Below are 20,958 nucleotides of genomic sequence, written 5' to 3' on the forward strand. Positions count from 1 at the left end.
CATGAAAGAAGTAAAATGCGATTGTGGTCATATAAATCCGTTTGGCACAAAGATTTGTGGGAAATGCGGGATGGTGCTTGGTAACGAAAAAGAAAACAAGCTTATTGATATGAGATATGAAGGAAGTGCCAGGCGTTCACAAACATATAAAAAAACGATCATCGATAAAATATGGAACTTCTTTTCTTCCGTTAAGGTAGGGGTGACGCTCATTGTCATTGCCTTGATCGCTTCAGCTATCGGGACGATTTTACCTCAGGAAATGTACATCCCTTCAACAGCTACGCCTGCAGAGCATTATGAACAGGAATACGGCTGGTTCGGAATGGTGTATTATGAACTCGGGTTTCATAACTTGTATAGTTCATGGTGGTATTTGATTATCATAGGCATGCTGGGCATATCACTATTGATTGCCAGTATCGATCGGTTCTTTCCATTATATCGATCGTTAAAAAAACAAGGGGTCACACGTCATGACGGTTTCATGAAACGTCAGCGGATTTATGGGGTGACAAAGCTTGAAGACCAAGATATAAACCTTGAAGAAGTAAAGGATAGACTAAAAAGGCAGCGTTATCATATACGAGAGGAAAACGGTCATATACTTGCCGAAAAGGGTCGTTTTTCACGTTGGGGACCCTATGTAAACCATATTGGACTTATCATTTTCTTAATTGGAGCATTATTGCGTTCCGTCCCTGGGATGTATATCGACAAAGTACTTTGGCTGCGTGAAGGCGAGAGAAAAGAAATTCCGGGTACAAATGGTGAATATTACCTCCAGAATAATGAATTTACCTTAGAGGTGTATGACAAAGAGAATGAAGAAGATGAGCAGTACAGTGCTGCAATTGATAAAACCGGTACGATCGCAAAAACCTATCAATCCGATGTTACGTTGTATGAGCGCAAGGGAGAAACCTTACCAGGGGAAAAAGTGGACCTTGATAAGCTTAAAGATTATAAAATCAAAGTCAATGAACCTCTGAAACATGATCATTATGCCCTCTACCAAGTAGACTATAAACTGGATGAGCTCAGTACGATGGCTTTTAATTTGATAAATAAAAAAACCGAAGAGAAATATGGAAGCTTAAAGGTTGATTTGAATAATCCTCAAAAGAAATACGAGTTGAAAGAAGGATATTCCGTTGACTTGATCAGTTACTTCCCCGATTTCGAGTTCGATGAAAAAGGCGAACCTAGAACGATATCGAAAATTCCGAATAATCCAGCATTTATCTTTAAAATGCATACTCCGGATAAGCCAGAGGGTGAAGTCAGTTTCGTAGCGATTAAGGAGACTGTGGAGCCTTTAGGGGAAAACACTTATAAAATGGCTTTTAATGGTGTGGAAACCCAAGATGTCACGGCTTTGACCGTCAGGAAGGATTTAACGCTTTGGATCCTATTCACGGGTGGTATCATTTTCATGATCGGCGTTGTCCAAGGGTCTTATTGGAATCACCGGCGTATATGGATTAAGAGGAAAGATGATGAGATATTAATGGCCGGCCATACAAACAAAAACTGGCACGGTATTAAAAGAGATATAAAACAAGCGATAGAATCGACATCACTTTCCGAACCAATGGATCAACTTGAAGAGGAGAAATCTTCTAGTAAGGGGGAAGTTTTAAATGGCTGAATTAAGCAGTAACTTTTTATATGCAGCTTTCTTATTATATCTGATCGCTACCTTTTTATTTGGGGGATCGATCAAGGATAAACGCGGAGAGGAGGAAAAGAAACAAAACAGATGGGCTAAACTGGGCATTTTCATCACCATTCTCGGTTTCGCGGCGCAAATTGGGTATTTCATCACTAGATGGATTGCTGCCGGCCATGCCCCGGTAAGTAACCTGTTTGAATTTACGACCTTTTTCGGAATGATGCTGGTCGGTGCTTTCATATTAATTTATTTTCTTTATAAAACACCTGCCCTTGGGCTATTCGCTTTACCGATTGCGTTATTGATAATCGCATATGCAAGTATGTTCCCTACAGAAATTTCGCCACTCATTCCTGCTTTGCAGAGTGATTGGCTTCATATTCATGTAACGACTGCAGCGGCAGGACAGTCGATCCTTGCCATAAGTTTCGTTACTGCCATCATTTATTTAATCAAATTCGTCGATCAGACACAATCAAGCAAAAGAACGTTCTGGCTTGAAGTCATCATGTTCATATTAGTCTGCACCATCGGTTTCGTCATCAGCACTTCTTCTTTTGCTGCCATGGATTATAAGTCGAATTTTGATTGGGTCGATAAACATGGTGCCGAGGTCAAACAGGAATTCAACCTACCGGCATTGGTAGGACCCAATGAAGGGAAACTTATCGAGACGGATCGATTTGAACCACTGTTGGACATGCCTGCACTGATCAATGCTAAGAAACTGAATACTGTACTTTGGTCAGTCGGTATGGGACTCGTCCTGTATGGTTTAATAAGGTTGATTGCTCGCAAAAGAGTGGCAGCATTGATTAAACCGATCGTTAAAAATGTGAATTTGAATTTATTGGACGAGATTAGTTATCGTTCTGTCCTTATCGGTTTTCCGATCTTTACACTCGGTGCCCTCATTTTTGCAATGATCTGGGCTCAAGTGGCCTGGACACGATTCTGGGGCTGGGATCCGAAAGAGGTCTGGGCACTGGTTACTTGGTTGTTTTATGCGGCTTTCTTGCATCTGCGCATGTCAAAGGGGTGGCAAGGGGAAAAATCAGCTTGGCTTGCCGTCATCGGTTTTGCCATCATAATGTTTAACCTGATATTCGTTAATCTTGTAATTGCTGGTTTGCATTCATATGCTTGATTCTGTATTGTAATATTTAGATGAAGGGGGTCTTTTGATAGAAACGTCGAGGAGTTGGCTTATCGATTTTTCTAGAGAATGATCCCTTTTTCCGTCACTCCCTTTAATAAGAATATTTCGGTGAAATAGCATGTATGAACTCTTAGTGAGCGGTAGAAGACTTTTTTTGTGACAAAATAGTGAAAGGTTCATGGAAGCTATGTGAAAATGGCCCTTTATCGTACTTTATAAGGAAAAATTATTAGTCATGGAAGTTTTCATTTTGTAGAATATATGATAGGAGGCTGATTACATAATGTATAATGCTATTAAAATTCTCGTGGTGGATGATGAGGAAAGAATCCGCCGGCTGCTAAAGATGTATTTGGAAAGGGAAGAATACATAATCGATGAAGCTGAAAATGGAGATATGGCTTTAACGAAAGCCCTTGAAAATGATTATGATTTAATTTTATTGGATATTATGATGCCTGGTAAAGATGGAATCGAAGTTTGCCGTGAATTAAGGGAAAAGAAAACGACACCGATTATCATGCTGACTGCTAAAGGGGAAGAAGTGAACCGCGTACAAGGGTTCGAAGTGGGGACCGATGATTATATCGTGAAGCCGTTCAGTCCTCGTGAAGTCGTGTTAAGGGTCAAAGCTTTATTACGTCGCTCTTCAAGCACAAGTTATATGCAGACGGAAACGACGGCAAAAGATGTGATCGTCTTCTCGCATCTAACCATAGATAATGATGCACACCGTGTACTTGCTGATGACAAAGAGGTTTCATTAACACCAAAAGAATATGAATTATTATACTTCTTGGCGAAATCCCCAGATAAGGTTTACGATCGGGAGCAATTGTTAAAAGAAGTCTGGCACTATGAATTCTTTGGAGATCTTCGAACTGTAGACACGCATGTTAAACGCTTACGTGAAAAATTAAACCGCATATCCGAAAACGCAGCCAAGATGATTGTCACCGTTTGGGGTGTAGGTTACAAGTTCGAAGTCATTAATGACTGATGCTATGGGGCAGTGTTGTAGGGAAGCTATGGGCAACGATCCTGTTGCTCGTGTCGTTTGTATTAATCGTTTTAACAGTTCTGCTGGTCGAATTCTTTGAGAATTTCCAAATTGAAAATATTGAAAATGATTTAACCAAAACGGCTGAACAAATCATTAAGGTAACCAATGAACATCAGGGATCCAGCAACGAGGTTTTACAAATAGCTTCGGAATTAATAGGCAACGAAACGAAAATGATCATTCTTAATGATGACAAAATGGTATTCTCGTCCATCGGAGGAGATAATGAGTTTGAAATCACGCCGGAATCCATTAAAAATGATTCTGAATTGCTCAAGGTTTTTACGGAAAGAAAGACTGTAAAAAAAGAAATGGCATTATCCGATGATGCAGGTAACGAGGAATTATCCGCAATCGTTGTAGGCATTCCACTTGAATTGAACGGGGAACAAGATGAAGTTTTCCTATTTCAATCGTTGGAGTCCATGGAAGAAACCACAAAATCCACTACACAGTTCATTTTATTGGCAGCGGGCATCGCCATTATTTTGACAACGATTTTTGCTTTCTTTTTATCTACAAGAATCAATGCCCCATTGGTGAAGATGAGGGAAGCAGCGCTAGCGATTGCCCGGGGGAAATTTGATACGAAGGTCCCGATTCTGACTCAAGATGAGATCGGTGAGTTGGCCATAGCGTTTAATCAGATGAGGAAGCAACTGAAATTCAATATGAATGCACTTAGTCAGGAAAAGGAACATCTCTCAAGCATCCTTAGCAGTATGGCTGATGGGGTCATTACCTTCAATAAAGATGGCACAATTCTGGAAACGAATCCGCCAGCGGAAAGGTTTCTGCAATCTTGGTACTTTGAAAAGGGCTTTAACCGGGAAGATGACGTGAATGTCCCCTTGGTTTTGATGAATCTATTTGATGAATCAGAGTCCTTCGATAAGGAGCAAGTCGGTGAAATCACCTTGCAGGGCCGTGATTGGGGATTTATTGTCAGTCCGCTATATACAAATGCCGACAATATTCGCGGAGCGGTGGCCATCATACGGGATATGAGTGATGAAAGGCGTATGGACAAACTTAGGACGGATTTCATAGCGAATGTCTCCCATGAGTTAAGAACGCCAATTTCAATGTTGCAAGGTTATAGTGAAGCGATCGTGGATGACATTGCGAGCAGTGAAGAGGAAAAGGTGGAAATGGCCCGCATCATCTATGATGAGTCTTTGAGAATGGGTCGTTTAGTCAATGATCTTCTCGATCTAGCTAAATTGGAATCGGGTAAAATGACCCTTAGCTATGAATGTGTACCTATTTCGCCTTATTTAAAGAGGATTACAAGTAAGTTTTCCGGACTAGCCAAAGAAAAAGGGATTACAATATCAGCCAGTCTGCAAGACAATCAAATCGAATGGCATTTCGATCCCGACCGTATTGAACAGGTTTTGACCAATTTAATTGATAATGCAATCCGTCATACTCCTCCAGGCGGTAACATTGATGTCATTCAGAGGACAAGTGATCGAAGGGGTCTGATCATTGATGTGAGGGATTCTGGATCTGGAATTCCCGAAGAAGATTTACCTTTTGTATTCGAGAGGTTTTATAAAGCGGATAAAGCAAGGACCCGCGGCCGTTCGGGTACCGGATTGGGTTTGGCAATCGTAAAAAATATAATCAATGCCCATGATGGCTACATTTCGGTAAACAGTTTACCTAATAAAGGGACGACGTTCAGTTTTATTCTGCCTCGAATTATGGAAAATGCTGAATGAATGACGGGTGGCATGCCAAAAAATCTTGTTTCATAAGGAACTGAGAAGACAAAGGCAATTGGATTTCTTTCCAACTTGTCTTTGTTTTTTTTTAGGATACAAGATAAGAAGTCCTTGATAAGTGGAAATTAACGGAATGTTATAATAAGATTGAAGCCGAGGTATGTAACTTTTATTTAGGATTGACGACTATATTTATGAACGGATGTGGGGAAATGATGGATTCCGTTTTCCACGATCTTTATGAAAAATATCATCAGGAAATTTATCAATTCATTTTTTATATGACTAAAAATCGAGAAACGGCTGAGGACCTTGTTCAGGAGGTTTATATCCGGGTAATGAAGGCCTATGAACGCTTCGAAGGAAAAAGCAGTGAAAAAACGTGGATGTATTCGATTGCAAGAAATGTGACGATAGATTACTTTCGGAAACAAAAAGGGTGGAAAGACAAAATCTTTCCTAACTTTGATTGGGATAGGCAATTGATAATAGATAAAGAGCCCATTCCCGAAGAAGTGGCTATCATGAACGATGAAATGCAAGATATTTATCAATGCTTAAACCGGTGTACCGTCGATCAAAGATCCGTCATCATTTTACGATATATTCAGGGATTGTCCATTACGGAAACTGCTGAAGTATTGAATTGGAGTGAAAGTAAGGTAAAAACGACCCAGCACCGTGCTTTGAAGGCAATCAAAAAGTTGATGGAAGAATTATCAGGAAAGGAGGACCACCGCATTGAGAAGAACCCGTTGGAAAGAAAATGAAATTGAAGACATGCTACGCGAGCTTCCGAAATTAAAAGATGACCGAACCAAGGCAGAGGTGTTTGCGAGAATACATGAAAAGAAGAGAAAGAAACACTGGATACCACTAATTGCGGGTGTTGCCTCCTTATTCTTAATGGTTGTTTTGGCATCTTCGATAATTATTGATAAAAAAGGAACGACAAGTCAAGAGGGCAGCGGCAGTAGTGGGAAATTATCCATATCTGAAAATAAGGAAATGGCAGATCTTGAACAGCAGGATGCAAGTAACAAAGAAAATCCTTCAGAAGATAAACAGTATAATCAAGAGTTTTCGAGTAAGCAAGCGGAAATCGAATCTAAAGACAAGGTTTCAGAAATGGAACCTCGAAAAAGGGGAAAGGAAAAAACATTTGCACAAGCAATCTATCAAGATGACCTTAAAAATGCATCGATCATTACGATGGGTGTCCCAGATGATCAAATGAATTTCATCGTTCCCATTTCAATTAAACTCAAACATTATGACGAAAGTGATACGCTGAATCAGTTAGTTAATCAAATGTCCGAAATCGATGAAGAGCAATATGGGCTATCTGATTATTTTCCACTTGATATAAAGGTTAGCCAAGGAAACGATATGACCACTGCTAATATTGATTTTCAAGAAAAAAGCCAATTATTGGACGAAGATACCCTTTTTCTCCATTCGATGGAGGAAACGCTTTCCTATACCAATATAGAGAAAATGACATTTTCTACAGGTGGTAAGCAAGGTGCCATGTTTGCGCATGCGGGATATTTAAAGGAGGAGGATATACCTCATCAAAAAAATCGCACATACCTTCTATACCAAAGGGATAAGACCTCCCCAAGGTTCCTTGTTCCAAGCAATATGGGTTATCAGGACTTTGAGGAGGCGCTGCAAGCTGGAAAAGGGGAGGCGGACATCGAGGGGATTTCACCTGCAATCCCGCATGACCTGAAATGGGAAAGGATAAGCTCTGATGGAGATCTTGTGATCATTCAATTATCAGATCAAGCTGCCATTGAAAATAATGAGGAATCCCTTCAAGCTTTAGAAGCCATACTCTTCATAGCTAAGGATTTTGGTTTTGAAAAAGTGAAGTTTGAAAATGCTCCTATTGAAGAGGTAGGCCAGCTGAATTTAACTGAAGATATATTGGTGCCCAAAGCACCGAACCAAGTGAATTGATGCAACTATATGATGGTGCGTTAAAAACACCCAGTCTATGGTTGGTATAAGCCCCTTGCATTCATAGAAAAAGTGCCCGCGCTTACGGGCACTTTTTTCTTCTTATAATGAAATACGGGCCATGAATGTAATTTCTTCTGTTTCCATTAAAAATTGTTTCATGTTGTCTTCTAATGGTAAATCAAAGCTCAAAACCATGATGGCTTCCCCGCCAGCTTCTTTTCGGCCAACCTGCATGGTGGCGATATTCACTCCGTGATCACCTAAGACCTTACCTACGTTACCGATTACACCAGGTTTATCGGTATGCTGGATATAAAGTAAATTCGATTCTGGATGAAAGTCGATTTTGAAACCATTCAAACTTACAATCCGAGAACCGTAATTTTCGATATAGGTCCCACTGATTGTTAATTCACGGTTATCACCTTTTACTTTAAGGCTGATCAAATTCGAGTAACCTAAAGAGTCCGCAGAGATTTTTTCACCAACGGTTATGCCACGCTCTTTTGCGATCAACAAGGCATTCACTTCATTGACTGATGCATCAACTCTTGATCTGAAAAAGCCAGAGATTAGACTTTTTGTAAGAATTGCTGTATCGAAATCCAATGATTCCCCTGCATACGTAACGGAGATTTCCTGAATCCCTTCATTCATGCACTGAGAAGCAATGGATCCCATTTGCTGAACAAGTTGATAGAATGGCTGTACCTTTTCAAACACTTCTTTAGATATGGCTGGAAGGTTGATTGAACTTGAGACTGGATTTCCTTCGAAATAGGTCAATACTTCTTGGGCAACCTGTACGGCAACATTTAATTGGGCTTCTTTTGTGGAAGCACCTAGATGCGGTGTAGCAATGACGCTATCCAGTTCAAGGAGTTTATGGCCAATTGGAGGTTCTTCGACGAAAACGTCCAGTGCAGCCCCTGCAACATGTCCTTCAACTAACATTTCATATAAATCATCTTCGTCTAGAATTCCACCACGGGCGCAGTTCAGTACATAAACCCCTTTTTTACAGGTAAGCAGTTTTTCTTTATTGATTAATCCTCTAGTTTCATTCGTTAGTGGTGTATGAACAGTAATGATGTCTGCTTTAGGAAGCAATTCATCTAATGGCAGGGCCATTACGGACATTTTCTTTGCACGATCGACAGTCAGGAACGGATCATAGACAATGACATCCATGCCAAACACTTTAGCACGTTTGGCAATTTCCCCTCCGATACGTCCAAAGCCAACTATACCTAATGTTTTACCACGAAGTTCAGTTCCCGTATATGAAGAACGTTTCCACTCCCCATTCTTCAGTGAAGCATAAGCTTGCGGAATGTGGCGCATTAATGAAGCCATCATGGCGAATGTATGTTCAGCTGTTGAAATAGTATTGCCGTCAGGTGCATTAACCACGACAATCCCGCGTTTTGTAGCCGCGGGGATGTCTATGTTATCAACACCGACACCGGCGCGTGCTATAATTTTTAACTGCGGCATACGGTTCATTAAATCTTCCGAAACCTTCGTTGCACTTCTCACAAGAATTGCATCGATCTGATCAAGTTCGTTTGCAGCTTCCTCTACGGTCTTCTGAATGAGATGAATATTGGATGCCTCTGATAGCGGTCCGAGTCCTTCTGGTTTAATGGCGTCTGCTACTAAAATCCGATACACGTCTAAACACCTTCCTAGGGAAAAGAATTATCTTAAATTTCAGTTAATTTTACAATTGAAATGCTGTTTATGTCAATTTGGCTTATCTGTATGTAAGCGCTTAATAAAAAGATTATCATCTGATCAATTGTTTAATGTCGCGATATAAATGGCTTCGTCTTAGTTTACGCAATACAAAAAAAATTTTCATTAGTTAGAATTGACATTTTGTATATCACTATGTGTTTTAAGCCATTCACTGTGACGATCGATATTCATTCTAAAAGCATCAACTGAGAAAAAATGCTATCAAAAAAAAGGGATTTCAGATATAATGGGAAGTATAAAAAATTTTATAGGTCTATCTTCGGGGCGGGGCGCAATTCCCCACCGGCGGTGATGAAGGAATCTCTTCTTCTAAGCCCGCGAGCCTTACAAGGCAGGATTTGGTGTGATTCCAAAGCCGACAGTATAGTCTGGATGGGAGAAGATGGAGGTTCCTGAGTGCGTTTCAACAGTTATTTGCTGAACGTTTGTTTGATGTAACCTTTAATTTATCCCTTTAATTCTATTGGAATTAAAGGTTTTTTATTGAGCATCAACATTTTGGAACCCTAACCTCTTTTTCAGGTAGATCGGAAAAGAAGGAGAGAGAACTATGAAAAAGAACAAAGTGAAAAAAACGGTCACACTTGCCATGATGGGAAGCATTTCTTATTTATTGATGCTTTTAAATTTCCCGTTTCCAGGATTCCCGCCTTTTCTCAATGTTGATTTTAGCGACATACCAGCACTGATGGCGGCATTGATTTTCGGTCCGATGGCTGGAATTCTAGTCGAGTTCATTAAAAACCTATTGGATTTAGTCATGACAGGGACCTTGACTGCTGTACCTGTGGGGCATATCGCTAACTTTATAGCCGGAATACTGTTCGTCTTGCCAACTTATTATGTTTTTCAGAAAATCAATTCAAAAAAAGGGATGACGTTCGCTTTACTTGCGGGGACAGTTTCCATGGCAGTATTCATGAGTGTTTTAAACTATTTTGTCTTTTTACCGGCTTATACATTCTTTATGGGATGGGATGCAATGTCGGCACCCGAGTCAAGAAAGTTCGTTACTACGGCAATCTTGCCTTTTAACGTGATAAAAGGCGTGCTCATCACATCTGTATTCATGTTGCTGTTCATTAAATTACAGACATGGATCAATAAGCAAACATTATATAAAAATGCTTAAAGGCATTGACGATAGACATAAAAAACAACCGGATATCCATATTCGGTTGTTTTTTATGTCTATATAATTTTTGTATGAGAACATGTAATGCGACTTTGGCAAAAAGAAAAGCCATTCTCGATTGAAAATGGCTTGTACCTCTATTCGAACTTTAGTGCATCTCCGTCAAATGCCTCGTCAGCAACTTTAATAGAATCCGTTGGGCATCCTTCAAATGCATCCATCATGTCATCTATTAGTACATCTGGAATTTCAACGATTCCCTCGTTATCGTCAAGGGTAACAAATGCAATCCCTTCGTCATCGTAATCATATATATCTGGTGCCGCTGCTCCGCAAGCTCCACAAGCTATGCATGTTTCTTTATCCACAATAGTAAATTTAGCCATGAATATAACCCCTCCTAAGTTGATTAACAACTGATAATCTTTTTATTTCAGATTATTATCTCTTTCTTATTGTAAGACCGAATGCCAAACTTTTCAATAGAAATTGTATTGATAATGACTATCATGTAGCTGAATGTCAACAAAAAACATTGAAATAATTAACTTGGTTCTTTCCTTGGTTCGTCATTTAGTCACATAATTTCCCTTGTATTCAGCAATAATAACGGCGATTTTTGCAGTTTTTTGTTACAATGGGTTTATTGGTTAAATGAAGCAAGGATGTGAGTCCCATGAATAATTATCTACAGGCCATCATTCTATATGCAATAAAAAAATTTCAAGGCGAGCGTTCCATTTATGCTATATACCATATGCTGCAGGGGAAGAAATCGTCACAAACAATCCAGGATGCCCATTTATTCGGGTTAACGGATATATTTGGGACAATACCTCGATTTACCCGTCAGCAATTAAATCAAAACATTGAACATTTACTTAAGCATGACTTGATTAATTTAACGGATAAATCAGATGCATATGAAATTAGTTTGCAAGGTGAGGGAATGTTAGTCGATTACTTTAAAAATAATCCATTTCCGACGTATATAAATGGTTGGAAGTATCACAATATCACCCCGGTTTTCTGGGGAAGGTTAAACTTACTCATTCAAACCATATCCCATATTGTCCACAATGAAAGACGTTTTTATCCGATACAACGAAATCCCAAAATCCAATTCTTCGTTAAGGAATTTTTACATGCCAATCGTCAGGATCGAGCCTTGATTGCCCAACATCTATATGATGAACTGATATCCCTTTTAGAAAGTCAAAGTGATATGAAACGAGACATTTTCATTTTGAAATTAACTGGGATAAACAGGATTGGACTTACGTTTGAACAGATTGCAAAAAGGAAGGATGTAGAAGAAGAGTATGTTCGCTTTACATTCCTTGACTCATTGCATCAAATGCTTGCAGAAATGGAATCGGGAAAGGATTACCCTCTCTTGTCCACATTAACCAATGATTGGAAAAGAAGTGGGAATCCTCATTTGACACAATCTACACAGACTACTTTACGATACATCCAGGAAGGGAAAAATTTGGGCGAAATAGCCGAAATCCGTAGATTGAAAGTCAACACCATCGAAGATCACCTCGTAGAAATTGTTTTATCTGACAAGAGTTTTCCGATTTCAGATTATGTGTCTATCGAGGATGAGAGGGAAATTGATGAAGCTATTAAGGAACTTGGAACGAAAAAGCTTAAAGCAATCAAGCAGATGGTCGATAATAAACAGATAAGCTTTTTCCAAATAAGACTTGTACTTGCGAAAATAGGTGATGGATGATGAATATAGAACGAGTCCTCAAAGAAAAATTCGGATTTGATGAATTCCGTCCTGGACAAAAGGAAGTGGTTGAATCATTGATGTCCGGCCGTCATACTTTAGCGATGCTACCGACCGGATCAGGTAAATCATTATGTTACCAGCTGCCGGCTTATCTTTTAAATAAGACTGTCCTAATTGTCTCCCCGTTATTATCATTAATGCAGGATCAGGCAGATCAGCTGAAGATGAGTGGCGAAAAAAGTGTATTGACGCTCAACTCTTTTTTGACGCTAAATCAAAAAAGGAAAGCTTTCGACCGGTTACATAGTTATCGTTTTATCTTTTTATCTCCTGAAATGCTTAGCCTGGATGGAGTGATAAAATCATTGAAATCCATAGAAATAGGTTTGTTCGTCATAGATGAAGCACACTGCATCTCACAATGGGGATATGATTTCCGTCCGGATTATTTGAATTTAGGAGAAGTGAGGCGTGAATTGAACAATCCGTTGACTCTTGCCCTGACAGCAACTGCAACCGATGAGGTCCGGAGGGACATCGTTGGTAAACTCAACATTGGGCAGGTCAAGGAAACAGTTTCATCTGTTGATCGGGAAAATATTGCAATTATTGTCGAGCGAATGTTCAGCTACGATGAGAAGCTAGCCCGTGTGCTGGAGCTTGTCAGGAAATTTACCGGAAGTGGGATTATTTATTTTTCCTCTAAAAAAGTGGCGGAATCGGTCACTGGGTTTTTACAGGAAAACGGGATCGATAGTGTCAATTATTATCACGGTGGAATGGAACAGGAACAAAGGATGCTCATTCAGCAGCAATTCATTTCCGGCCAGTTAAAAATTATATGTGCAACAAGTGCTTTTGGAATGGGTGTGAATAAATCCGATGTCAGATATGTTATACATTTTCATCTCCCATCGACAATGGAAGCATATCTTCAGGAAATAGGCAGGGCGGGACGGGATAGGAAGCAAAGTGTGGCTGTCTTATTATATGGCGAAGGGGATGAAGGGCTTCCCCTTCATTTGATGGAGCAACAGTTGCCTACGGATTCGCAAATCGATGGTGTATGTTCTTTCCTAAATGCATCACAAAAAATCCTGGTGAATTTGACCCTCTCAGAACAAGAACAGCTCTCTCAATCCTTTTCTTTGAACGAAATCCAGCTGCGTTTTTTTACCCAGTTTATTACGGGCAATAACTTACATCAAGTGGCAGAGATGAAAGAGTATTGTCAAGAGAGGAAATCAAGGAATCAAGAAAAGCTGCATAAATTCCTTCACTGGATATATGCACAGGAATGTCGCCGTTTAGGGATACTGGACTACTTTGGAGAAAAGCATCGGGAAGTAAACCCCATCTGCTGTGATATCTGTGGGATGGATGCCGAAAAAATGGCTGATGTATGGCCGGAAGTCAAGGTGGATCCGGTCAATTCCTTTACCACGTGGAAAAAGGAATTGGCTTATATCTTATTAAAAAAGGAAAATGGCAATGAAAAATAAGCAAGCAGAAATAATTAAACAACTTACAGATAAACAGTTGCTATATAATTTATTTCTTACACAAATTATTCTCTTAACGTTAGCCATCTTTTTAGGTATTATTTTATTTAAAGACCGTTCTGCTTTTTTCGACTTATTTATCTTTGATGACCTGAACATTTTGCTGATTGGAATTCCCGCTGGAGTCATTGTCGTGTTATTTGACTTATTGCTTATGAAAGTGACGCCATCTTCCTATCAGGATGATGGTGGTATTAACGAACGCATTTTCAGTAATTTGTCATACCCGTTGATTTTTGTCGTAGCTTTAGTGGTAGCGATAAGTGAAGAAGTATTATTCCGTGGAGTGTTGCAAACACATTTTGGTTTGCTTCTTACCAGCCTCATTTTTGCAGCCGTTCATTATCGTTACCTTTTTAATTGGTTTTTATTTTTAAATGTTTTGGTTTTGAGCTTCTTTATCGGTTTTCTTTTTGAAATGACGAATAATATCATCGTGACGATAACGGCCCACTTTTTGATTGACTTTATCCTTGGTATTTTAATCAGGAACAAAAAACAAAGAGGGTTTAGCAAGAAAGGGGGTGACTTGAATGAGCCGAGTACAAAAGAATGAAAAAGAAAACGATCAGGCTGGTGAACTTCGTTCGCGAATTGAACGTCAGAAGGCTAAGTCATCATTGCCCAAGCGGAGCAAAGTCCACCAGAATAAAAAGAAAAAAAGTAAAGTGAAGATTAAGTTCCCAATGATACAATTATTAGCGTTATTTTTTATTTTGCTTCCAATTGGATTTTACAGCCTTTATACATATCTGCAGGATAGGCCTGTACCTGTTACGAAAAGTGACCAAGTCGTTTTGAAAGAGGAAGATAAAGAATCGATTCCAACTACAGCAACGGCAGATGATTTAAAGGAAAAAGAATCGGCAAAGGCTGGAGCTGAGAAAGAAAAAGAAGAAGCTGAGGCTAAAGCTAAAGCGGAGCAAGAAGCTGAAGAAAAGGCCAAAGCGGAGCAAGAAGCTGAAGAAAAGGCCAAAGCGGAGCAAGAAGCTGAGGAAAAGGCCAAAGCGGAGCACGAAGCTGCGGAAAAAGCCAAAGCACAGCAAATAGCTGACGAAAAAGCAAAGAAGGCAGCAGCAGAAAAGAAAAAGGCTGCCGAAAATGTTCAAGCCGCGAAACCGGATAAAGAGAGTTATAAAGTTGTTTTACATACTGTTCAAGGTGAAGAAACATTATTTCGCATTTCCATGAAATACTACAAATCACAGGAAGGGATTGCTCTGATCAGGGAGTGGAATGGGCTGAATGGCAATGAAATTTCCAAAGGTCAGGTATTGAAAATTCCAATCAAGAAATAATGATGGCACTCTGTCTTTATTATAGGCAGGGTGTTTTTTAATTGTTTGACTTGGTTCAGTATGAAGGCAAACGTGATAGGTACTTTATCATTTTTTCCTCTACTCTTTCATATCATGATTTGAAAGAGTAGAGGAGGAAATGCGATGGAATCGACAATCATTTTATTGGATGAGAAAACGGATCAAGCAACAAAACAAATGCTGCAGAATGTCGTGGATCGAAAGAAAAAATTCGAGGCACTTAAAAAGAAACACCTTCAAAGCTTATGGGCGACCATGATTGTTGCTGCCCTTTTTATGATTTATCTTTATTTTTATATCGTTGTACCTTATTCCTATTCCTTTTTCAGTATGTTTAGTGTTTTCGTCGACCATTTTAGCCATTTCCTTTTTTTGGCGGCAGCAATTGGTCTATATGGATATATGGTTTTAATTAAAAAAAAGCTTGATAAAGCTGAAAAGGAGTTTCAACTGCTACGCTGTGAAATCATTAATAAAAGTAAGCAATTGTGGGAAAAAGAGGAAGAATGGAAAAGCCGCCATAAGGTTTTTGAAATGATGAAGAAGAATTATGATATTAACTTATATCATGAAAATAAATGATGATCGCGTTAAATCATATTTAATTGCGGGTAATATGGATTTATGGTTATATGAAAGTACGTTTGGGATAAGGATGGAAAGAAGGTTTAACTAAGATGTTATGGTTATCTGGATTATTTTTAGTCATCATTCTGCTGTTATTTGCCACAATTATTTACATGTGGCGTACGGCAATGCAAGATAGGTTGATTTTTCAAGACTTATATTTCAAAGACTTTCCTGAAGGCTTTGGCGATGTTCGGATTTTTTTCATATCCGATCTTCATCGACGGATCGTTGCGGACAAATTAATTGAGGACGCTCGTGACAAGACAGATTTGGTGATAATCGGCGGTGACATTAGGGAAAGCGGGGTTCCCTTAGAACGTGTGGAAAAAAATATATTGAAACTAAAAGAACTTGGTCCCCTATATTTTGTTTGGGGTAATAATGATTATGAAGGAGACTTCCATGAATTGGATGCGACTCTTTTGAAACACGGTGTGAAAATCCTTGATAATACTGCTGTTTCTTTTGAGTCTCAAAATGGCAGTAAAATCGCTCTTCTGGGCATTGATGATATATCGGAAGAACGTGATAGGCTTGACCTTGCCCTGTCGGATTGCGGGAATGAAGATTTTCGGATTTTGGTGAGCCATAATCCATTGGTCAAGAAACAGTTGACTCCAGAACACCATATTAGTCTCGTCCTGTCAGGTCACACCCATGGCGGGCAGATTCGCATATTAGGATTCGGGCCCTATCAGATCGGCAGCATTAAAAAAGAGGGGGACTGTTTATATATGACGAGTAACGGCTATGGGACAAGCGCAGTGCCTTTAAGGCTTGAGGCTAAGCCGGAAACACACCTCTTCACCCTGAAAAGGGGGACAGACACTGAAATAGGCGAAGCTGTGGAAAAAACCTATTAGGCTGCTTTTGATTGAGCATATCGGGATTTTACAGACTTTGAAAAATCCACTATAATTTCAACAAATGATCGTACAGTTATTGGAGGCCTTGTAAAACCATGCAAGAAGGTAAATATAATATAAAGGCAGTTTCAAAACTGCTAGACATTCAGTCGGGAACCCTTAGGGCATGGGAAAGGCGCTATAAAATTATCGAACCTGTCAGGAATGAATCAGGGCACCGGCTGTATACAGAAAAACATCTGCAAATCCTTAAGTGGCTCATTAATAAAACAAAGCAAGGTTTTACAATAAGCCAAGCTGTTTCACTTCTCGAAAGTACCGGCACTCTAGCGCCTGGAGTTCAAGAAACGAATCGTAAGGATGAACAAGCGATTAAGTTATCGGATGAATTAATTGAAGCTCTATTGAATTTCAATGAAAATAAAGCCCATATGCTGATAAGCCAAGCATTCAGCATGTATACAATCGAACAAACCATAGTTGATGTACTCGGTTCAATATTAATTCAGATTGGGGATAAGTGGGAAAGAGGGGAAATTACTTCCGCTCATGAACACTTTGCGTCGAACATCCTAAAATCCAGAATCAGTTCAGTTATGCATACGATTCCGACTAATGGTTTTCTTCCGAAAGCCCTTACCGTTTGTGCTCCCGGTGAAAAACATGAATTTGGACTGTTGGTCTTCACCATTTTTTTGAAGCGAAAAGGGTATGAAACCATTTATTTAGGTGAATCCATTGCTGATAAGGACCTTTTCACCGTATTAAACATCATAAAGCCCTCTTACCTATTCATGTCATGTTCACTGAAAGAGAATCTTGATGGAACATTTAGGCTGGTTGAAGCGTTAATAAAGGATTTCCCGGATTTGAAGGTGGGTCTTGGCGGTGCGGCGCTGAGCCTTATTTCCGAAGAAAACCGTACGGCCTTCAGCGGAGTTTTAATGGGGGACACGCAATCTAAATGGGAGGAATGGCTGAAAGGTTAGCGGCAGACTGCTTAGGAGAAATAATGGATATGCACCCTGCAACCAAGGCTTCATATGATGTATGAAGATGGTAACCAGGGGGCATTTTTTTATGAAGCTGGAGCGATTAACTAATAATAAAATCAAGATTTTTTTGACCCTTGATGATTTAATTGATAGAGGTATAACAAAAGAAGATATTTTAGGGAATTCCTTAAAGGTCCACAAGCTATTTCAGGATATGGTCGAAGAAGCGTGCGAAGAACTCAGCTTTAAAATGAGTGGTTCCATTGCAATCGAAATTTTCTCCTTGCCTGCTCAAGGGTTGATAATCATTGTGACAAAGGACGAAGAGGAATTATTGACTGACGAAGAGGAATTCTTGGATTTACAAGTGAAAATTGATGACTTCCCCCATATTCTGTATGTTTTCAATGACTTTGAAGATATCGTCCAATTATCTCTTAGATTATCTTTTCAAGGTTTGCTTAAGAGTACTCTTTATCATTTTGAGGAAAGATACTATTTACTTATCGAAAATGTTAAAGACACGACCTATGACACGGTCATATCTTTAGCGGCTGAGTATGGCCATGCATCTACATTGACACTCAGCCGCATCAATGAATATGGAACATGTATAATCGAAAATGAAGCGATACATGTTTTGCTCAAACACTTTAGCTGAGTAAAACGAATGAGACAAGGCAGCCACATTATGGTAAAACAATGCGGTTTGCCTTATTTGTCTCAACTTTCTGCCGAAGAAGCTAAACGGAAAAAGAGTAAGAAAACAGTTGATATGATAACGTTTTCATTTTTAGAATATTTCCAACTTTTAAATTCCCATTTTTACTCTTGCATAAATGTAACGAAGGTGTATACTAGCACATGAAGAGGACTATTTGTACATTATAATTTTATATATGGATGAGATTTTCTAGGAGGTACTTTTAATGGAATCGGCAAAAGGCAATAGCCATGTAAATGAAGAAGAAAAACACGACGTACTGAGGTCTACCCAAACTGTAATACATAAAGCTTTGGATAAGCTGGGTTACCCGGAAGAAGTTTTTGAGCTGTTGAAGGAACCATTGCGTTTATTAACGGTGAAGATACCGGTCCGCATGGATGATGGCTCGGTTAAAATTTTCACAGGTTACCGTGCACAGCATAACGATGCTGTTGGGCCTACAAAAGGTGGTATCCGTTTTCACCCTAATGTAACTGAACGTGAAGTGAAGGCATTATCCATTTGGATGAGTTTGAAATGCGGCATCGTTGATTTGCCATACGGCGGGGGAAAAGGCGGTATCGTTTGTGATCCTCGTAATATGTCATTCCGTGAGCTTGAAAGGCTGAGCCGGGGCTATGTTCGCGCAATTAGTCAAATCGTGGGGCCGACTAAAGATATCCCGGCACCTGATGTATTTACAAATTCTCAAATCATGGCTTGGATGATGGATGAATACAGCCGTATGGATGAATTCAACTCGCCAGGTTTCATTACGGGTAAACCGCTAGTACTTGGTGGTTCTCATGGCCGTGAATCAGCCACCGCTAAAGGTGTAACCATTTGTATCAATGAAGCTGCCAAGAAACGCGGCATCGATATTAAAGGGGCACGGGTCGTCATTCAAGGTTTTGGTAACGCAGGTAGTTTCTTGGCTAAATTCATGCATGACGCAGGTGCTAAAGTCATTGGGATTTCGGATGCATATGGTGCTCTTCATGATCCAGAAGGATTGGATATCGATTATCTTCTCGATCGGAGAGATAGTTTCGGAACCGTAACGAAATTGTTTAAAAGCACAATTTCAAATAAAGAACTGCTTGAATTGGAATGTGATATTTTAGTTCCGGCGGCAATTGAAAACCAAATCACTGAAGAAAATGCTGCTGATATCAAAGCATCAATCGTTGTCGAGGCAGCTAACGGACCTACAACAATTGAAGCGACACAAATCCTAACGGATCGCGGAATCCTTCTTGTTCCTGATGTCCTTGCTTCTGCTGGCGGTGTAACGGTTTCTTACTTCGAATGGGTACAAAATAATCAAGGGTATTACTGGTCTGAAGAAGAAGTGGACGAAAAGCTGGAAAAAATCCTTGTGAAATCTTTTAATAACATTTATGAACTTGCACAATCAAGACGTGTTGATATGCGCCTAGCGGCTTATATGATTGGTGTAAGAAAAATGGCTGAAGCTTCTCGCTTCCGTGGTTGGATCTAAAAGATTCAAATCATGTATAAATTTATAGTTAAAATCATGTTCATTGCATTATCATTGAAATGATTTGTAAAAACTCCTATCATGTATTGATAGGAGTTTTTATTTTTTAGACGAACGAATTACATAGTGCATGGAAAGGCAGTGGAATAAAGATGAATGTTGAAGAAGTCATTATCATAGGTGGGGGCCCTTGTGGATTGGCTGCTGCAATCGCTCTTAAAGAAGTGGGAATACAGTCCCTGATCATTGAAAAAGGCAATGTGGTTGATTCCATTTACCGTTATCCGACACATCAAACATTTTTCAGTTCGAGTGAAAAGCTGGAGATTGGTGATATCGCTTTTATAATCGAAAACCGTAAACCGGTCCGCAATCAGGCGCTAGCCTATTATAGGGAGGTAGTCAGAAGGAAAGAATTGCGGGTCAATAAATTCGAAAAAGTGGAAAAGGTGGAAAAACGAGAAGACGGGAAGTTTTTAGTCAAAACATCGAAAGGTGACTATACAGCTCTACATGTGATCATATCGACCGGATACTATGATCATCCTAACTATATGTGCATACCGGGTGAACAGCTCCCTAAAGTGTTTCATTACTTCAAGGAGGGCCATCCCTACTTTAATTGTGATGTTGCAGTCATCGGTGGCAAAAACTCAAGTGTGGATGCAGCACTGGAATTGGTCAAATCAGGAGCAAGGGTTTCAGTCCTTTATAGAGGATCGGATTACTCTTCAAGTATCAAACCTTGGATTCTTCCGGAATTTGAATCATTAGTCCGCAATGGAACGATCAAGATGGAATTTAATGCGAATGTTGACAGGGTAACGGAAGACAGCGTTCTCTATCACGTAGGTGATGAGGATAAAGTTATTAAAAATGATTTTGTATTTGCTATGACTGGTTACCATCCTGACCATTCCTTTTTAGCTTCAATGGGCATTACTATTGATAAGGAGACTGGAAGGCCTGCATATAACGAGGAAACGATGGAGACGAACGTTAAAGGTCTTTATATTGCAGGAGTTCTGGCAGCTGGAAATAATGCGAACGAAATCTTCATCGAGAACGGCAGGTTTCATGGTGGATTGATTGCTTATCATTTGGCTGTTAAAGAAAAATAATTATATAAATGAGGAGCTGGGAC

Annotated in this window: 19 protein-coding genes and 1 riboswitch; of the genes, 17 read left to right on the plus strand and 2 right to left on the minus strand. The window is 39.6% G+C overall.

Annotation, left to right across the window (positions count from 1 at the left end; all coding sequences use genetic code 11):
• Window position 1 precedes the first annotated feature (1 nt).
• The 6 genes from resB (at window position 2) to BS1321_RS22360 (ending at window position 7,592) form a co-directional block, all read left to right on the plus strand.
• Window positions 2–1,651: a cytochrome c biogenesis protein ResB gene (resB, locus tag BS1321_RS22335; protein ID WP_063233164.1), complete on the plus strand. Its 1,650-nt coding sequence runs from the start codon at window positions 2–4 to the stop codon at window positions 1,649–1,651.
• Window positions 1,644–2,822 (plus strand): c-type cytochrome biogenesis protein CcsB, encoded by a 1,179-nt coding sequence (gene ccsB / locus BS1321_RS22340; protein ID WP_063233165.1) that lies wholly within the window; start codon window positions 1,644–1,646, stop codon window positions 2,820–2,822. Before resB ends, ccsB begins: the two co-directional genes overlap by 8 nt.
• A gap of 295 nt (window positions 2,823–3,117) precedes the next feature.
• Complete coding sequence (locus tag BS1321_RS22345) at window positions 3,118–3,834, plus strand: response regulator (protein WP_063233166.1); 717 nt, start codon at window positions 3,118–3,120, stop codon at window positions 3,832–3,834.
• A complete protein-coding gene (locus BS1321_RS22350; protein ID WP_063233167.1) occupies window positions 3,831–5,624 on the plus strand; it encodes an ATP-binding protein in 1,794 nt (597 codons plus the stop codon). The genes BS1321_RS22345 and BS1321_RS22350 overlap by 4 nt, the downstream gene beginning before the upstream one ends.
• Before the next feature lie 218 nt (window positions 5,625–5,842).
• Window positions 5,843–6,397 carry an RNA polymerase sigma factor SigX gene (gene sigX / locus BS1321_RS22355; RefSeq protein ID WP_063233187.1) on the plus strand — a complete coding sequence of 185 codons (555 nt, stop codon included), beginning with the start codon at window positions 5,843–5,845 and terminating at the stop codon, window positions 6,395–6,397.
• Window positions 6,369–7,592, plus strand: a complete 1,224-nt coding sequence (locus tag BS1321_RS22360) for a GerMN domain-containing protein (RefSeq protein ID WP_063233168.1) — start codon at window positions 6,369–6,371, stop codon at window positions 7,590–7,592. Before sigX ends, BS1321_RS22360 begins: the two co-directional genes overlap by 29 nt.
• 102 nt (window positions 7,593–7,694) lie before the next feature.
• Here BS1321_RS22360 and serA read toward each other — a convergent pair whose 3' ends face one another.
• Complete coding sequence (gene serA / locus BS1321_RS22365) at window positions 7,695–9,269, minus strand: phosphoglycerate dehydrogenase (protein ID WP_063233169.1); 1,575 nt, start codon at window positions 9,267–9,269, stop codon at window positions 7,695–7,697.
• Window positions 9,270–9,607: 338 nt separating this feature from the next.
• Window positions 9,608–9,744: riboswitch (FMN riboswitch) on the plus strand.
• A gap of 162 nt (window positions 9,745–9,906) precedes the next feature.
• Between serA and BS1321_RS22370 the strand changes: the two genes are divergently transcribed.
• Window positions 9,907–10,488: an ECF transporter S component gene (locus BS1321_RS22370; RefSeq protein WP_063233170.1), complete on the plus strand. Its 582-nt coding sequence runs from the start codon at window positions 9,907–9,909 to the stop codon at window positions 10,486–10,488.
• A 140-nt stretch (window positions 10,489–10,628) separates the two neighbouring features.
• Here the strand turns inward: BS1321_RS22370 and BS1321_RS22375 are convergent, their stop codons facing one another.
• Complete coding sequence (locus BS1321_RS22375) at window positions 10,629–10,877, minus strand: ferredoxin (protein WP_034308087.1); 249 nt, start codon at window positions 10,875–10,877, stop codon at window positions 10,629–10,631.
• A gap of 290 nt (window positions 10,878–11,167) precedes the next feature.
• Between BS1321_RS22375 and BS1321_RS22380 the strand changes: the two genes are divergently transcribed.
• From BS1321_RS22380 to BS1321_RS22425, 10 genes are all read left to right on the plus strand, one after another.
• Window positions 11,168–12,232, plus strand: a complete 1,065-nt coding sequence (locus BS1321_RS22380) for a YpbB family protein (RefSeq protein ID WP_063233171.1) — start codon at window positions 11,168–11,170, stop codon at window positions 12,230–12,232.
• A complete protein-coding gene (locus BS1321_RS22385; protein ID WP_063233172.1) occupies window positions 12,232–13,737 on the plus strand; it encodes a RecQ family ATP-dependent DNA helicase in 1,506 nt (501 codons plus the stop codon). Before BS1321_RS22380 ends, BS1321_RS22385 begins: the two co-directional genes overlap by 1 nt.
• Entirely contained in the window at window positions 13,727–14,353 is a 627-nt protein-coding gene (locus tag BS1321_RS22390) for a CPBP family intramembrane glutamic endopeptidase (protein WP_063233173.1), read from the plus strand. The genes BS1321_RS22385 and BS1321_RS22390 overlap by 11 nt, the downstream gene beginning before the upstream one ends.
• The gene (locus tag BS1321_RS22395) at window positions 14,331–15,095 is read left to right on the plus strand and encodes a LysM peptidoglycan-binding domain-containing protein (protein WP_094246650.1); all 765 of its coding nucleotides are present in this window, start codon (window positions 14,331–14,333) and stop codon (window positions 15,093–15,095) included. Before BS1321_RS22390 ends, BS1321_RS22395 begins: the two co-directional genes overlap by 23 nt.
• A 144-nt stretch (window positions 15,096–15,239) precedes the next feature.
• The gene (locus BS1321_RS22400; RefSeq protein WP_063233188.1) at window positions 15,240–15,698 is read left to right on the plus strand and encodes a YpbF family protein; all 459 of its coding nucleotides are present in this window, start codon (window positions 15,240–15,242) and stop codon (window positions 15,696–15,698) included.
• 95 nt (window positions 15,699–15,793) lie between these two features.
• A complete protein-coding gene (locus BS1321_RS22405; protein WP_063233189.1) occupies window positions 15,794–16,609 on the plus strand; it encodes a metallophosphoesterase in 816 nt (271 codons plus the stop codon).
• A gap of 98 nt (window positions 16,610–16,707) precedes the next feature.
• Window positions 16,708–17,601, plus strand: a complete 894-nt coding sequence (locus tag BS1321_RS22410) for a MerR family transcriptional regulator (protein WP_063233190.1) — start codon at window positions 16,708–16,710, stop codon at window positions 17,599–17,601.
• Window positions 17,602–17,692: 91 nt separating this feature from the next.
• Window positions 17,693–18,268, plus strand: a complete 576-nt coding sequence (locus tag BS1321_RS22415; RefSeq protein ID WP_063233191.1) for a genetic competence negative regulator — start codon at window positions 17,693–17,695, stop codon at window positions 18,266–18,268.
• Between the two features lie 268 nt (window positions 18,269–18,536).
• Window positions 18,537–19,814 carry a Glu/Leu/Phe/Val family dehydrogenase gene (locus BS1321_RS22420; protein ID WP_048681753.1) on the plus strand — a complete coding sequence of 426 codons (1,278 nt, stop codon included), beginning with the start codon at window positions 18,537–18,539 and terminating at the stop codon, window positions 19,812–19,814.
• A 152-nt stretch (window positions 19,815–19,966) separates the two neighbouring features.
• A complete protein-coding gene (locus BS1321_RS22425) occupies window positions 19,967–20,935 on the plus strand; it encodes a YpdA family putative bacillithiol disulfide reductase (RefSeq protein WP_063233192.1) in 969 nt (322 codons plus the stop codon).
• Window positions 20,936–20,958: the final 23 nt, after the last annotated feature.

Source organism: Peribacillus simplex NBRC 15720 = DSM 1321 (genome assembly GCF_002243645.1).
Classification (GTDB): Bacteria; Bacillota; Bacilli; order Bacillales; family DSM-1321; genus Peribacillus; species Peribacillus simplex.